General features: G+C 46.2%; 11 protein-coding genes. 9 read left to right on the forward strand and 2 right to left on the reverse strand.

All coding sequences use genetic code 11. From position 1 onward, the window contains the following. Positions 1-138 precede the first annotated feature (138 nt). Entirely contained in the window at positions 139-2,205 is a 2,067-nt protein-coding gene (locus MKY54_RS00570; protein ID WP_339189084.1) for a PBP1A family penicillin-binding protein, read from the reverse strand. Positions 2,206-2,386: 181 nt separating this feature from the next. Between MKY54_RS00570 and MKY54_RS00575 the strand changes: the two genes are divergently transcribed. The 3 genes from MKY54_RS00575 to argS all read left to right on the forward strand — a co-directional run bounded on the left by MKY54_RS00575 (position 2,387) and on the right by argS (position 6,317). Next, the gene (locus MKY54_RS00575) at positions 2,387-3,571 is read left to right on the forward strand and encodes a hypothetical protein (RefSeq protein WP_339189086.1); all 1,185 of its coding nucleotides are present in this window, start codon (positions 2,387-2,389) and stop codon (positions 3,569-3,571) included. 620 nt (positions 3,572-4,191) lie between these two features. Beyond that, on the forward strand, positions 4,192-4,635 hold the full coding sequence (locus MKY54_RS00580; RefSeq protein WP_036679946.1) for a DUF1934 domain-containing protein: 444 nt from the start codon (positions 4,192-4,194) through the stop codon (positions 4,633-4,635). Continuing rightward, positions 4,632-6,317: an arginine--tRNA ligase gene (gene argS / locus MKY54_RS00585; protein ID WP_036679944.1), complete on the forward strand. Its 1,686-nt coding sequence runs from the start codon at positions 4,632-4,634 to the stop codon at positions 6,315-6,317. The genes MKY54_RS00580 and argS overlap by 4 nt, the downstream gene beginning before the upstream one ends. A 128-nt stretch (positions 6,318-6,445) precedes the next feature. Here argS and MKY54_RS00590 read toward each other — a convergent pair whose 3' ends face one another. After that, positions 6,446-7,612 (reverse strand): S8 family peptidase, encoded by a 1,167-nt coding sequence (locus MKY54_RS00590; protein ID WP_036679942.1) that lies wholly within the window; start codon positions 7,610-7,612, stop codon positions 6,446-6,448. A 460-nt stretch (positions 7,613-8,072) separates the two neighbouring features. On the opposite strand from MKY54_RS00590, the gene rpoE reads away from it, so the two are divergent. From rpoE to rho, 6 genes are all read left to right on the forward strand, one after another. Beyond that, complete coding sequence (gene rpoE, locus MKY54_RS00595) at positions 8,073-8,621, forward strand: DNA-directed RNA polymerase subunit delta (RefSeq protein WP_036679939.1); 549 nt, start codon at positions 8,073-8,075, stop codon at positions 8,619-8,621. 325 nt (positions 8,622-8,946) lie between these two features. Beyond that, positions 8,947-10,554 (forward strand): CTP synthase, encoded by a 1,608-nt coding sequence (locus tag MKY54_RS00600; RefSeq protein WP_076130377.1) that lies wholly within the window; start codon positions 8,947-8,949, stop codon positions 10,552-10,554. A 270-nt stretch (positions 10,555-10,824) separates the two neighbouring features. Next, positions 10,825-11,211: a response regulator gene (locus tag MKY54_RS00605; RefSeq protein ID WP_036679935.1), complete on the forward strand. Its 387-nt coding sequence runs from the start codon at positions 10,825-10,827 to the stop codon at positions 11,209-11,211. Between the two features lie 207 nt (positions 11,212-11,418). After that, a complete protein-coding gene (gene fba / locus MKY54_RS00610; RefSeq protein WP_036679934.1) occupies positions 11,419-12,273 on the forward strand; it encodes a class II fructose-1,6-bisphosphate aldolase in 855 nt (284 codons plus the stop codon). 188 nt (positions 12,274-12,461) lie between these two features. Then, positions 12,462-13,715, forward strand: coding sequence for a UDP-N-acetylglucosamine 1-carboxyvinyltransferase (locus MKY54_RS00615; protein WP_036679932.1), 1,254 nt, complete (start codon positions 12,462-12,464; stop codon positions 13,713-13,715). A gap of 164 nt (positions 13,716-13,879) precedes the next feature. Continuing rightward, on the forward strand, positions 13,880-15,232 hold the full coding sequence (rho, locus tag MKY54_RS00620) for a transcription termination factor Rho (RefSeq protein WP_036679930.1): 1,353 nt from the start codon (positions 13,880-13,882) through the stop codon (positions 15,230-15,232). Positions 15,233-15,236: the final 4 nt, after the last annotated feature.

The following is a 15,236-nucleotide window of genomic DNA, read 5'->3' on the forward strand; positions in this document are numbered from 1 at the left end:
AAGAGAATGGGGTAAGCATAATAAATAAAACGGTTACATCCCTTATGTGATAAGTGATATTTGAATTTGGAAATCCTGTTGTTACTACAATATATAACTTATAAAAAAAGAAAAACCCCTTCAATATAAATGAAGGAGCTAATTCAACCACCAGCGTTTAATGTTCTTCCATAGGGAACGATTCTCTTCAGCAGGATCTACCTTGCTTTGTGTGTCATCGACAGCAGGAGCGGCGCCAGTTCCATGCAATTCGCAGTATTCGGTGGGCTCAGTTCCACTAATAAAGGTTTCCAGTTCTTTGTCGGGACATGCTGCTGTAGCAAGTTTACCGGATTGCGGATTGACGTATACGCTGACCACTCCATCTGGAATGGGGAAAATTTTTGGAGGGACATTTTCCAGCGCTTTTTCAGTAAATTGGGCGAAAATGGGAGCTGCACGCCGTCCGTCGGTAGTTGCGATGTCGCGCCCCTTGTCGTATCCAACCCAGACTGCCGTTGATAGCTCCGGGGTGAATCCTACCATCCAGCCATCTGTATCCGTAGTGCCGGTCTTGCCGGCTACCGGACGTTTGAATATGGAAGCCACACGATTGCCCGTCCCCCCAGTCTCGAATACCCCCTCCATTAAACGAGTCAGGACATAGGCAGCTGAAGGTTCTACGACGGTTACTCCTTTGGGTTGAGGTGCTTCATACAGGACCATGCCATTTGAATCGGTTATTTTTAGAATGGCTGTGGTCGGCATTTTCTGACCGCTGTTTCCAATTACAGCAAAAGCCGCAGCCATTTCAAGCGGACTGATCGGTGAAGTGCCTAGTGCCAGCGAAGGTACGCTTTGAAGTGGACTGTCAATGCCCATCTTCGCAGCCATTTCGCTCACTTTATCCGCGCCGATCTTCATAATTGTATTAACAGCATAGATATTGTCCGATGCTGCGATAGCTTGCCGCATATTAATTTCACCCAGATACTTATCCCCAAAGTTTCGGGGCTGATACGTTTTGCGGTTGTTATCATAATGAAACATCGTTGGCTGACTATTGAAGACCGAAAGTCCTGTCATCTCTTTGGAAGAGAGTGCGGCCAAATACATAATCGGCTTAAAGGAGGAACCCGGCTGGCGTGTGGTGGCCAAAGCATGATTGTACTGGTTGGTACGATAATTTTTTCCGCCGACCATTGCTTTGATGTAACCGGTGCGAGGATCGATGGATACAAGCGCAGTCTCCAGATCACTAGTTTGATCCATCTCTTTGTCAACGGCATTTTCTGCGGCATGCTGCATGTCAGGGTCTAGGGTGGTATAGACATTTAGTCCGCCTTGCTCCAGCTCATCATTACTGATGTGGAGCGATTCTATAGCCAAATTGCGGATATAATCCCGGAAATAAGGCGCAGCTACAAGCGTATCCTTTTGCCCTTGCGGCTTGAAGTTTAAGTTCTCTTGGACGGCTTGTCCCGCTTCTTCCTGAGTGATATTACCTAAATTCGCCATGACGGTCAGGATGATTCTCTGGCGCTTTTTAGCATTGTCCATGTGGTTGTATGGTGAATAATAGGTAGGTCCCTTTGGAATTCCAGCCAGCATGGTACTCTCTGCCAGGTCTAAATCCGCTGCAGATTTACCAAAATACATCCGTGAGGCTGCTTCAATGCCGTAAGCACCGTGGCCATAATAGATATTATTTAAATACATGTTCAGGATTTCATCTTTGCTGTATTTCATCTCCAGCTGCATCGTATAGACAGCTTCTTTAGCCTTGCGCGTCCACGTTTTTTCATGGGATAGGTAGAGGTTACGTGCGAGCTGTTGAGTTAGCGTACTAGCACCCTGCGACCGGTTCCCCTCTTCCAGATTGACAAGAACAGCTCGTGCCATCCCTTTCAGATCAAATCCGGAATGCTCATAAAATTTACGATCCTCGACTGCTAGTGTAGCTTCAATGAGCAGGGGAGAAATTTGACTTAATTTGACGGGTTCACGGCTGCGGCCGTCTGAGGTAAAGGTGGCAAGAACATTGCCCCGGGAGTCAAACAGCTTGGAGCGCACATCATCGCTAATCGGTGGAAGATCTTTTTGATATAGATAACCGAGCAGAGCTCCGGTGGTTAATACAAATAATATGATCAAGGCTGCCAGCAGCCGAAATAAACGCCGGAAGCGGCTTTTTCGTTTCGGTGGATTCGTTGATTCGCGTGTCATGGCACCAGACTCCTTTCTTTCATATTATGGGGAAGGATCTGGAAGGATATTCATTAGGGATATGGAGGGTAACAAATTGTTTCTATTTTGTGATTGTTTAAGGTAGATAGGGTATCCTCTCTGGCGGTATAACAGAGTAGGGATTGTGAGTAAGGGTATATACATATTAGGAGGTGTCATCATGAAATGGACGAAAAGGATTCATAAGACGACAATAACCGCCCTCTCGGCGACGCTTATTATGGTTTCAGGCTGGAGTGCACCTGTAACTTCTGTACATGCTGCGGCTGCACCAGCACCAGCGACTTGCGGCACGGGAGATCACGGCTTGCTACAGGCCCTGCAAAACAAGCATTCAGGCGATGTATCCACACCGCTTAGCTTTTCTGATGTTCAGTTTTTGAATGGGAATATTGGACGGGCAGCAGGTAATGGATTTATGATTGGTACCTCTGACGGAGGTTGCCATTTTCAAGAGATCTATCAAGGACAATGGGGCTTCAAACAATTCGATTTTCCCGATAATGTACATGGCTTTGCTCTTGCTTCTGTAGAGGAGGGGCAGGCTCAATATTTAATTGGTACCTCTAACGGTGGCTCGGAGTGGAAGAGACTTTCGACCAAAGCCGTCAGCTTTGAAAGAATAAATTTTATCGATAGTAAGAAAGGTTTTGCTTATGAGAGAGCCGCAACGTATTACACCAAAGACGGGGGGCTGAGCTGGAGTAAGATTTCCACCCCACCCAATACACGAGGCGCTTATTTTAGTGACCGGAATACCGGCTGGGCGGTTGTAATCGTGCCGGGAAGCGGATATCGGGTAATGAAGACCACAGATGGAGGGGGAACTTGGAGCCTTTCACTGAAGGCGGCTTTTGCCGAGCCCGAGTTTGGACAAATCTCCGCTAAGGGAGATCAGGTCGCTGTAGTGCTCTATGGCGGTACGGGGATGAGTCAGACCTCCTACTCGCTATATGAAAGTGAGAACAGGGGGAAAAGTTGGAATCGTGTGATCGCTCAGGAAACTGCGGGCGGCGGACCTGCGCCAGGCAGTGGCAAGGCTGAATTCAATAAAGGGCCAGCCGCTGGCAAACCCGGGAACCTGCAGCTTGTGGGAAACAGCACATCTTTTTTAGTGGGATTTTCCCCAGCAGCAGAGAAAGTGGCAGTTGGACGCTCTTATAACGGCGGTAAGCAATGGACTAATCTTCCGGAGCTCGCTGGTTATGACGGGGTAATCTCCTTCACTAGTAATAAAGAGGGCTGGCTCGCCATCCGTGAGCTTGATTACTCTTCCTTGTATGTGACCAAAGACGGCGGAGCTTCATGGGAACGCAGGTTTTCTTTAAAAGTGATGACCCAATAATTCTCTTCAATAAAAAATATAAGGGTCCGAAGTATTGTAAACATCGCAAATAGACAGCAGAGCAGCGATTCTCCGGATACTTGGAGAATCGCTGCTCTTTCGTTGGTTTCTTGCTCGCTTCAATAGTACCCTTATCAGTGCCCTAATCAGATCCCTCATCCTCGGAGGGTTACGGACCCAGATGACGTTATTTGCAAATTTTCGGCCTTTGGGATAGGGTTTCGGACTCCAGTAACACTATTCCCTAGAAAGAGGTTCAAATGGGTTGTTTTTTATGCCAATAGCGACTAAGGGGTCCGTTATCACACCGAATATGGAATCATCCTGCGTTTAGGGTCATCTATGTCCGATAGGTGCTTGGTAGGTGCAAATATTATCGAAGTAAATGATATACATAGAGAATGGACGTTCAAAGTGTGCTTTTAATCATCAATATGGTAATATTTTATGTGCTTATGAAGATATGCTTGATTCTGTATTGAAATGCTTCTTTGAACTGGATTATAGTGTACAATGGGAAAGCGAAATAGGCCTTTGATTAATATAAAAATGTTTAAGCTTTGCCATTAGACGTTTTTCTTATGCAGAATGCAGAGGCTTGCAGAATGGAGGAACGTGTGATGCCTGAAATACAGTCTGACAAATATGATGTCTCTATTACGCTCGTGAGCCTTCAAGATGGTCAGCGAAATGTTATGGAAGCGAATGGAGAAGTAACATCCAAGGGACCGCATCTATATATTCAATATGAAGAATTAGAGCAGGGTCCTCGCGGAGAGGAAGTTTCTGTTCGTACAACGATAAAGATTGCAGGCAATCAACTGAAGCTAATTCGCCATGGCGGGATTCAGTCGGAGCAGAGCTTTGAAGCTGGACGGCGTCTGCCAGGATTCTACCGCTCGCCATATACGCAGTTCAATCTTTCTACGGAAACGAACAAGCTGGAAGTTGTGCGCGAAGGGCGTTCTTTAACGGTTGCCTGGGAATATGATTTGTACGTTTACGAGGAATTGACAGGAAAGTTCGCTATTAGTTTGCATATACAGGAGGAACCGAAATTATGACACATAGTAAGAATCCGTTAGAGCTTGTAAATGAACGGGTAAAAGAAGCCATCGCCGATGCGATTGTGAATGCTGGGCTGGTTGCACCGGAAGAGGTTCCGGATATTGTACTTGAAGTGCCAAGAGATAAGGCGCATGGTGATTTGGCTACGAACGCTGCTATGCAGCTTACCAAAATTGCTAAACGTAATCCACGCCAGATTGCTGAAGCTATTATTGAGCATTTGGATACGAGCCGAGCTTCTATTGAGAAAGCGGAGATTGCAGGACCAGGCTTTATTAACTTTACCCTGTCTAAGAACTACCTGTACCCAATCATCAGCCTTGTTGCTGAGCAGGGGGATGACTATGGCCGTATTAATCTGGGTCAAGGTCAGAAGGTTGAAATGGAGTTCGTCAGTGCCAATCCAACAGGTAGCCTACATTTAGGGCATGCCCGTGGTGCTGCTGTCGGTGATGCGCTGTGTAATGTGCTTGATTATGCAGGTTATGAAGTGACCCGGGAATATTATATTAATGATGCCGGTAACCAAGTGGCTAATCTGTGTAAATCCATTGAAACCAGATACCTTCAGGAGCTGGGACAAGAGGCAGAAATGCCGGAAGATGGTTACCATGGTGAGGATATTAAGGGTTTTGCGAAGGAGCTTGTGGCAGAAAAGGGCGATACCTTGCTCGAGATGAGCCCTAGTGAGCGCGCTGCTTTTTTCCGGACCTATGGACTTAATAAAGAGTTGGATAAAATTAAACGTGATCTAGGTCTTTTCCGTGTAAACTTCGATATCTGGTTCAGTGAAACTTCGCTGTATGAGAACGGAGAAGTACTGCGCTCGCTGGACGAGCTCCGTGATCGTGGAGAAGTGTACGAGCAAGATGGGGCAACCTGGCTGCAAACGACAAAATACGGGGATGATAAAGACCGTGTCTTGATCAAAAATGATGGCACATATACCTACCTTACCCCGGATATTGCTTATCACAGCGATAAGTATGGCCGCGGTTACGATAAAATGATTAACATTTGGGGCGCTGATCACCATGGTTATATTCCGCGGATGAAGGCGGCAATGTCAGCCCTTGGCAATGATCCTGAGAAGCTAGTGGTTCTGATTGCTCAGATGGTCAGCCTGTTCCAGAATGGTGAAAAGGTCAAAATGTCCAAACGTACCGGCAAAGCGGTTACGATGGAAGATTTGATGGAGGAAGTAGGAATCGATGCGATTCGTTATTTCTTCACCATGCGCAGCATGGATTCTCATCTTGATTTCGATATGGATTTGGCGATCTCTACTTCTAATGAAAATCCTGTATTCTATGTTCAATATGCGCATGCGCGTATTTGCAGTATTTTCCGTCAGGCAGAGGAGCAAGGGATTTCTATCCCTGATTACGCGGAAATTGACTTCTCCAAGCTGACAGCAGTGCATGAATATGACCTGCTGCGCAAAATTGGTGAGCTCCCGGCAGAAATCGCTGTTGCGGCTGAAGGTTATGCTCCACATCGCCTCATCCGTTATGTATATGAGCTGGCTGCGATGTTCCACAGTTATTACAAAGCTGAACGTGTAATTACTGAGGATGCTGCTCAAACCGTGGCGCGTCTTGCACTGCTGGGCGCAACGCGTACTACTATTGCCAATGTACTGCGTCTTGTCGGAGTTTCTGCACCGGATCGCATGTAAATCAACAGCAAACGACAAAAAATCCGCCTTCCGGTTTCCTGGGGGGCGGATTTTTCTTTGCTGCCGTTCTCCGCACCGGTATCAGCTGCGCTAACGTCAGAGTGACCCACCCGGTGCCCGGGCGGGGTCTACACGTTCGCGGAGACCGAACGCTTCGCCCTTACTCCTGCTCTCAGCAGGCGTAAGGCATCGGCAGAGCCGCCGCCTAGGGATGCGCGGCGCTGCCCCTTACGCAGCCGCACCGGGGACGCGGTGCGGCGCAAGAGCAGCTTCAGCTCCCTTGGCGTGAGGCCCGGTCGCAGTGCGAGCAGCAGTGCGGCGGCTCCCGTGACATGCGAGGTCGCCATGGAGGTGCCGCTCATTTCTTTGTAGCCCTCCTTCAGCCAGCAGGAGGGCACGCCTTCGCCGGGCGCGTATACATCGATATATGAACCGCGATTGCTGAAGCCGGCAACCCGGTGTCTTTTATCGATGGCGCCCACGGCTATCGTCTCGGGATAACGTGCGGGATAGTCCCCGCCACGTTTGCCGTCATTCCCAGAGGAGGCAATGACGGCGATTCCGGCCCGATACGCTTTTATAACCACATTGTGGAGCGCCTTGCTTCTAGTCTTCATTCCAAAGCTCATATTAATGACGTCGATTCGGTTCTGCACACACCAATCAATACCTAGCACAATATCGGATACATAGGCTGATCCACTATGATCAAAAGCCTTGACTGGATATAGCAGCGCTCGCGGCGCCACTCCCATCATTCCGCGATTCCCCCCTGCTGCCGCTAAGGTTCCGGCGATATGAGTTCCGTGCCCATTATCATCCAGCGGCAGCATTCCGCGGTGTAGTAGGTTGACTCCAGTGGCTAATGAATGCTTCAGATCGGGATGACGGTAATCCGCGCCGGTGTCAATGACGCCGATTTTGACGTGAACTCCGGTTGATTTAGACCATGCCTGAGGAGCATGAATCGCTTTCACCCCCCATGGGAGCGCTGCGATTCCGCTTTTTTCGTTAGCTATGGAATGGATTTGGATTTGCAGATCGTCCTCGACATTTAGAAGGTCTGCAAATCGGTTCATCAGCTTTCCGGCGGCAGCGGGCACGAAGAAGGCCCGAATCAGCGGAGATACCTGTACTTGCCGCAGCTCGGGCTGCTTTGCTTTTAGAGCCTTCCATTGTGAGAAAGCTCCGGCATACTGGCGGGGATCGTTGAAGGTAAGAATACGCCGCTCACCATTTTTGGGGGCAACCGATATTTCTTCAAGAAGCATGTTCCAAAATTTGTAATAGTCCATAGGTTTCGCTGTCCCTCCTCGGTGCCCTGCTGCCATATTGTATGAGCGGAGGGAGGGGTCCGAATGGGAACTTGCCCTTTTTTAAGGAAATGGGCTGCCCAGCGTGTCAAAAGACGGCGCTTTACATAAAATAAACAGAAGAGATTAAAACTCTCTTTGTAACATCCCGTAAGGAGCCGATCCTTGGCGTGGATACAGTCATGCGCGGAGGTCTTCCTCCGCCTTTTTAAATCCCATTTCTAAAAACTTTGGGTGCGGCGAACCTTGCTACAATTACATATCAACTCTTCTTGATGAAGACAGGTTTCCTGTATGGATAATAAGCAGGAGGCTTTTTCTGTTGGACGGTTCTTGCATTTGACTTGCATTTTGTTGTTAAATAGGTTTTACTTAGTTTTGTTAATGGATATTATTGAAATAAACCGTAATGTGAACAATGCGTGAGAGGAAGTGTCCTTTAGTGAGTACGCCACTCAATTTAAAGCTAGACCCTGAGAAAGTTAAAGAAATGCCAATGGTGGATCTTGCCTTTCTGGTGCTTAAAGCAGCCAATACACCGTATTATTACCGTGATCTGATGGTCGAGGTAGCCAAGTTACGCGGCATGACCGATCAAGAAAGCCAAGATACTATTGCCCAGTTATATACCGAGATTAACATTGACGGGCGTTTTGCCTGTGTCGGAACCAACCTTTGGGGACTGAAACGCTGGTATCCTCTTGAGCGCTCCGATGATCCGGTTGGTAACACTAAACGGGTGCGCATCATCAACGATGAAGACGATGATTTGGAAGATGACGATTTTGCTGATGAAGAAGAAAACTACACAGCTGAAGAAGAGGATTTCGACGCTATCGATGAAGATCGCGACGACCTCTATTCTGACGACGACAGCGAAGAAGAAGTCGACGAAGATGTCGTGATCGATGAAGATGACATAGACGAAGACGATACGGACGAAGACGATGCAGAAGATGGCGACGATGAAGATTCCGAGGATGACAAGTAAGATCAATAATCTGAAGAGTCTTGTCTGTGGCATAATTCCTCCCTTGACAGTGGGGGATCGTCAGAGTAAACTATTGCATGGGCTTATCATGTAAGTTAATAAACGTGTTTTCTAAAATAAAAAGTGCCCCGGTTCTACGGGTGTCACTTTTTTGTTTTTTTAGATGCAAAGTAGCTGTAGATTAATGGAATTTGAGGGATGACGGTTTATGTTTTCCCCGGTGAATTAAACTTTTGATTTCCCCTGTTTTGATGATAGTAAAACGGGTTACGATAAACACCATGTGCCGCTTTTATGTTTGGACTTTATTTAGGAGGGTTTTACAGTGACAAAGTATATTTTTGTAACGGGTGGCGTTGTGTCTTCCCTGGGTAAAGGCATTACCGCCGCTTCGCTGGGCAGGCTGCTCAAGAACAGAGGTCTAAAGGTAACGATTCAGAAATTTGATCCGTATCTTAACGTAGACCCTGGAACAATGAGCCCTTACCAGCACGGAGAAGTCTTCGTAACGGATGACGGTGCAGAGACTGACCTTGACCTTGGGCACTATGAACGGTTTATTGATATCAATCTGTCGAAGAACAGCAATGTGACGACAGGTAAGATCTATTCATCCGTAATCAGCAAGGAACGTCGTGGAGAGTACTTGGGTGGAACTGTACAAGTTATCCCGCATATTACGAATGAGATCAAAGAACGCGTGTTCCGCGCGGGCCGCGAGACCAACTCTGATGTTGTTATCACAGAGATCGGCGGTACTGTAGGGGATATTGAAAGTCTTCCGTTCCTGGAAGCGATTCGTCAAATCAAGAGTGATATTGGCCGGGAAAATGTGATGTATATCCACGTAACCTTGATTCCTTATATCAAGGCTGCTGGAGAAGTGAAGACGAAGCCGACACAGCATAGCGTTAAAGAGCTGCGCAGTATCGGTATTCAACCGAATGTCATCGTATGCCGTACGGAATATGAGCTTTCCGCAGATATGAAAGCCAAAATCGCACTCTTTTGCGATATTGATGCTAATGCTGTTGTGGAATGCCGCGATGCTTCGACGTTATATGAAGTTCCATTGAACCTTCGTGATGAAGGATTGGACGAGATTGTTGTTAATCATTTGAAGCTTACAACACCTGCGCCAGATATGCGCGAATGGGAAAGTATGCTTAGCCGGATTCAGAAATTAGAGAAGACAGTAGAAATCGCAATTGTAGGTAAGTACGTAGCACTGCATGACGCTTATTTGAGCGTTGTTGAATCACTTTCACACGCAGGTTTTGCTGCGAATGCAGAGGTTAAGATCCGCTGGGTGAATGCAGAGGAAATTACGGATGAGAACGTGGACGAAATGCTGCGTGGTATTGGCGGTATTCTTGTTCCTGGTGGTTTCGGTGATCGGGGAATCGAAGGTAAAATCTCCGCTATTCGTTATGCCCGTGAGCAATTGATACCTTTCTTTGGCATTTGCCTTGGAATGCAGGTTTCTGTAATTGAATATGGCCGTTCTGTTCTTGGACTACAAGGTGCAAACAGCTCCGAAATCGATCCAAATACACAATATCCATTGATTGATTTGCTTCCTGAGCAAAAAGATATTGAAGATATGGGCGGCACTATGCGTCTTGGGTTGTATCCTTGTAAGATTATTCCGGACTCTCTGGCAATGTCTTGCTATGATGATGAACTGGTATATGAGCGTCACCGTCACCGGTATGAGTTCAACAATGCTTACCGTGACGAAATTGAAAAAGCAGGACTGGTTATCTCCGGAACTTCTCCGGATGGCCGTCTAGTAGAGATCGTAGAGCTTCCAGAGCATCCGTGGTTCCTCTCGGTTCAATTCCACCCGGAATTCACTTCACGTCCGAACCGCCCGCAACCGCTATTCCGTGAATTTGTCAAAGCCTCTTTGACCCATTCCGAGCAGCAATAATTTATACACAGACAGAAAGAACCCTCGGTTCTTAAATAATCGAAGAGAGCCTTCATCCGAAGGCTCTCTTTTTGTATTACCCTTTAATAGAAATATTGTAACTGACATTTATTTCATTTTAGACTCTTTATTTACCCATTTTATCCAATTAGCAGGATTTGGACAGTAAAGCACGAATAATAGGTTTCGTATGGAGTAGTTTCTAAAGGGGCCGGTCGCTGTGGAGAGCGCGGTATAGTCAATCTGCCTTAATTTCTGGGAGGGTATCGTATGGAAAAGAAGAAAGTATTAATTGTCGATGATCAGAATGGGATCCGGATTCTTCTTATGGAAGTGTTCAATAGTGAGGGATATACAACATTTCAAGCGGCTAACGGAAAATTGGCATTAGACATTGTTCGCAGCGAGTCACCCGATTTGGTCTTACTCGATATGAAAATACCGGGAATGGATGGACTCGAGATTCTGAAGCATCTAAAGGAGATCAATCCGTCCATTAAGGTCATTATGATGACGGCATATGGTGAACTGGACATGATTAAGGAGGCGACCAAGCTAGGGGCGTTAATGCATTTTACAAAGCCGTTCGACATAGACGAAATGCGCGTAGCGGTAAACATGCATCTTCATAACAAGTCTGTGGATCAATGCAGTTAGAACGGTGATTTCTGTATCGGTCCTATTTCGCGTGGTGACTCCGAAGAGGATGAGTGTAATTGTTATATGGGCTGGATAAAAATCGTCCCACCGGGACATTTTTTTGTTTACCCTATTTAGTATTTGACACAGGATGTGCTATAATAAGCCTGTATGTGATGTCGGTTTAAAAACATAGCCAACCAACATTCTTAGGAGGATGAAACCATGCCATTAGTATCTATGACAGACATGTTGAACAAAGCACTTGAAGGAAAATATGCAGTAGGTCAGTACAACATTAACAACTTGGAGTGGACTCAAGCTATTCTTGGTGCCGCTGAACAAGAAAAATCACCAGTAATCCTTGGTGTATCTGAAGGCGCAGCACGCCACATGGGCGGCTTCACTACTGTTGTTAAAATGGTTGAAGGTCTAATTATTGACATGAATATCACTGTTCCTGTAGCTATCCACCTTGACCATGGATCTAGCTTTGATAAATGTAAAGCAGCAATTGATGCTGGATTTACATCCGTAATGATCGACGGTTCCCATCACCCAATCGATGAGAACATCGATATGACTAAAAAAGTCGTTGAATATGCTCACGCTAAAGGCGTTTCTGTAGAAGCTGAAGTAGGTACTGTTGGTGGACAAGAAGACGACGTTATCGGCGGCATCATGTATGCTAAGCTTGATGAGTGCGTACGTATTGTGAAAGAAACAGGTATCGACACCCTGGCTCCTGCACTTGGTTCCGTTCATGGACCTTACCATGGCGAGCCTAACCTCGGATTCAAAGAAATGGAAGAAATCCGTGACGCTACTAACATCCCAATGGTTCTTCATGGTGGTACAGGTATTCCTGAACATGACATCAAGAAAGCCATCTCCCTGGGTACTTCCAAAATCAACGTGAACACTGAGAACCAAATCGTGTTCGCAAAAGTGGTTCGCGAAGTTCTAGCTGCTAAACCTGATGCTTACGATCCACGTACATTCATCGCACCAGGCCGTGATGCAATCAAAGAAACCGTTATTGGTAAAATTCGCGAATTTGGATCCAACAACAAAGCCTAATCATTGTAGCTTCCGCCTCAGGTGGACAAGCAATTTGTTAAAGGATAGGGCTATTACTCTGTCCAGTTGAATAGTTTGATGAGGAAAGCACACCGCTTAGCCGGTGTCTTTCCATTTTCATCACTAAAAGTCCACAGCACGTATTGCCCACCCAGCTGCAATACACGTAGGGGGAAATTGATAAATCTATGGAAAAATTAATGATTGGCGGTGGACGTCCGCTAGAGGGCGTTGTAACCATCAGTGGAGCAAAGAATAGTGCCATCGCGCTTATTCCTGCGGCAATTTTGGCCGAATCTGAAGTTGTTCTGGATAATTTACCGTCCCTTAGTGATGTAGCCGTATACTCCGAAATCTTGCAAGAGCTTGGCGCTAATGTATCCTGGTCAGGCAATCAGATGAGAATTGACCCTTCACGTATTGTATCTATTCCAATGCCCAATGGGCCGGTTAAGAAACTTAGAGCTTCGTATTATATGATGGGAGCTCTGCTTGGAAGATTCAAAGAAGCGACAATAGGTCTTCCTGGTGGCTGTAATTTTGAACCTCGTCCAATTGATCAACATATCAAGGGATTCGAGGCTTTGGGAGCAACAGTTACCAACGAACATGGTTCTATCCACTTATATGCAAAAGAGCTACGCGGTGCGAAGATTTATCTGGACGTATCAAGCGTAGGTGCCACTATAAACATCATGCTGGCGGCTTCACGAGCCAAAGGCTCTACAATTATTGAAAATGCGGCTAAAGAGCCTGAGATTATAGATGTAGCTACCCTATTGAACTCTATGGGCGCTGTTATTAAAGGCGCTGGTACAGAAACCATCCGGATCGAAGGGGTCTCGGAAATGCACGGTTGCCGTCATTCCATTATTCCCGATCGGATTCAAGCAGGAACTTATATGATTGCCGCTGCGGCTACGCGCGGTAATGTGTTGATAGATAATGTTATTCCTAAGCACTTGGAAGCCTTAACAGCCAAGCTTTTAGAGATGGGTGTGGATATTGAAGAGCTTGATGAAAGTATCCGAGTTATAGGTAGAGCTAATTATGAACATGCAGATGTTAAAGCACTGACCTATCCTGGATTTCCTACAGATTTACAATCTCCTATGACAAGTATGCTGACACAGGCAGAAGGGGTTAGTGTGCTTAGCGATTTCGTCTACAGCAACCGCTTCAAGCATGTGCCAGAGTTGGTAAGAATGGGCGCAAAGATTCGTGTTGAAGGCCGATCTGCAATTATTGAGGGCAGTAAACTTAATGCTGCTAAAGTAAAGGCAGCTGATCTGCGTGCGGGTGCAGCCCTTGTCATTGCCGGGTTAACAGTAGAAGATGGTATTACTGAAGTGACCGGCGTAGAGTATATTGATCGTGGTTATGATAATTTAGTGAGCAACCTTCGGCAACTTGGTGCTCATGTTTGGCGTGAGAATGAATAATATTAGGATATCCCGCTTGGAAGGAGTATTAATTTGCGGCCAAACCGCATATTTCCTTCCATTTGGGGTAATACTAACCTAATGAGCATTTTAATAGAATCATATTTTTGCCTAGTAGATAGACTAGGAAGAACTCATTTAAAAATTGAATAGGTGGTTATTACATGGATCTTCAAATTTCCGATCTGGAAGAAATGAAGCTGACCGAGTTATATAAGCTGGCCAAGAAATACCAGATTCCTTATTACGGACAGCTGAAGAAACGGGAACTGATCTTTGCGATCCTTCGGGCACAGGCAGAGCAGAGCGGTCTCATGTTTATGGAAGGCGTACTAGAAATTTTGCCTGAGGGCTATGGATTTCTTAGGCCGATTAACTATTTGCCCAGTGCTGAAGATATTTACATCTCAGCTTCACAAATTCGTAAGTTTGATCTCAGAAGCGGAGATCTTGTGTCTGGTAAATGTCGGACACCAAAAGAAAATGAACGATATTTTGGCCTGCTTCAAGTCAATGCAGTTAATGGCGAGAACCCTGCTAGTGCAGCGGAGCGTCTTCATTTTCCAGCATTAACACCACTTTATCCGCAAGACAAGCTACCGCTTGAAACATCCCCTACTCATTTGTCTACCCGAATAATGGATTTGCTCGCTCCTGTAGGTTTGGGGCAGCGGGGTTTGATTGTCGCACCTCCAAAAGCAGGAAAAACGCTCCTCTTAAAAGAAATTGCCAATAGTATTTCCACTAATAATCCTGAGATTGAGCTCTTTGTATTGCTGATTGATGAACGTCCTGAAGAAGTAACCGATATGCAGCGTTCTGTAAAAGGCGAAGTGGTTGCATCGACGTTTGATGAGCTTCCAGAGAATCATATTAAAGTGGCTGAGCTTGTGTTACAAAGGGCACTCCGTTTAGTTGAGCACAAGAAGGATGTAGTTATTCTTTTGGATAGCATTACGCGTCTGGCGCGTGCTTATAATCTGGTGGTTCCACCATCTGGACGTACACTTAGCGGGGGGATTGACCCGGCGGCTTTTCACCGGCCGAAGCGGTTTTTTGGTTCTGCACGGAATGTGGAAGAAGGCGGCTCATTAACTATTTTGGCAACAGCATTAATAGATACTGGCTCGCGTATGGATGATATTATATATGAAGAATTTAAGGGTACCGGTAATATGGAGCTTCATTTGGACCGCAAATTGGCGGAACGCCGGATATTCCCAGCTATCGATATTCGTCGTTCAGGTACACGTCGCGAAGAAGTGCTCTTGAGCAAAGAAGAACTGGATACGATTTGGGCGATTCGCAAAAATATGAACGAGTCCTACGATTTTGTGGAGGGATTCATCAAAAAGCTGCGTGATACGAAGACTAATGCTGAGTTCTTGGCATCCTTTGACGTTGCTGGGGCAAAAACAACACCAAACGGGACTGCAAGTAACGGGGGTACCTCCAACAGTGGTACAGCTGCTCGTCGTACCACGCGGGCGAAGACACCTTCAGTACCTACAACTTGAGAAT

Source organism: Paenibacillus sp. FSL P2-0121 (assembly GCF_037975345.1).
Classification (GTDB): domain Bacteria; phylum Bacillota; class Bacilli; order Paenibacillales; family Paenibacillaceae; genus Paenibacillus_AQ; species Paenibacillus_AQ odorifer.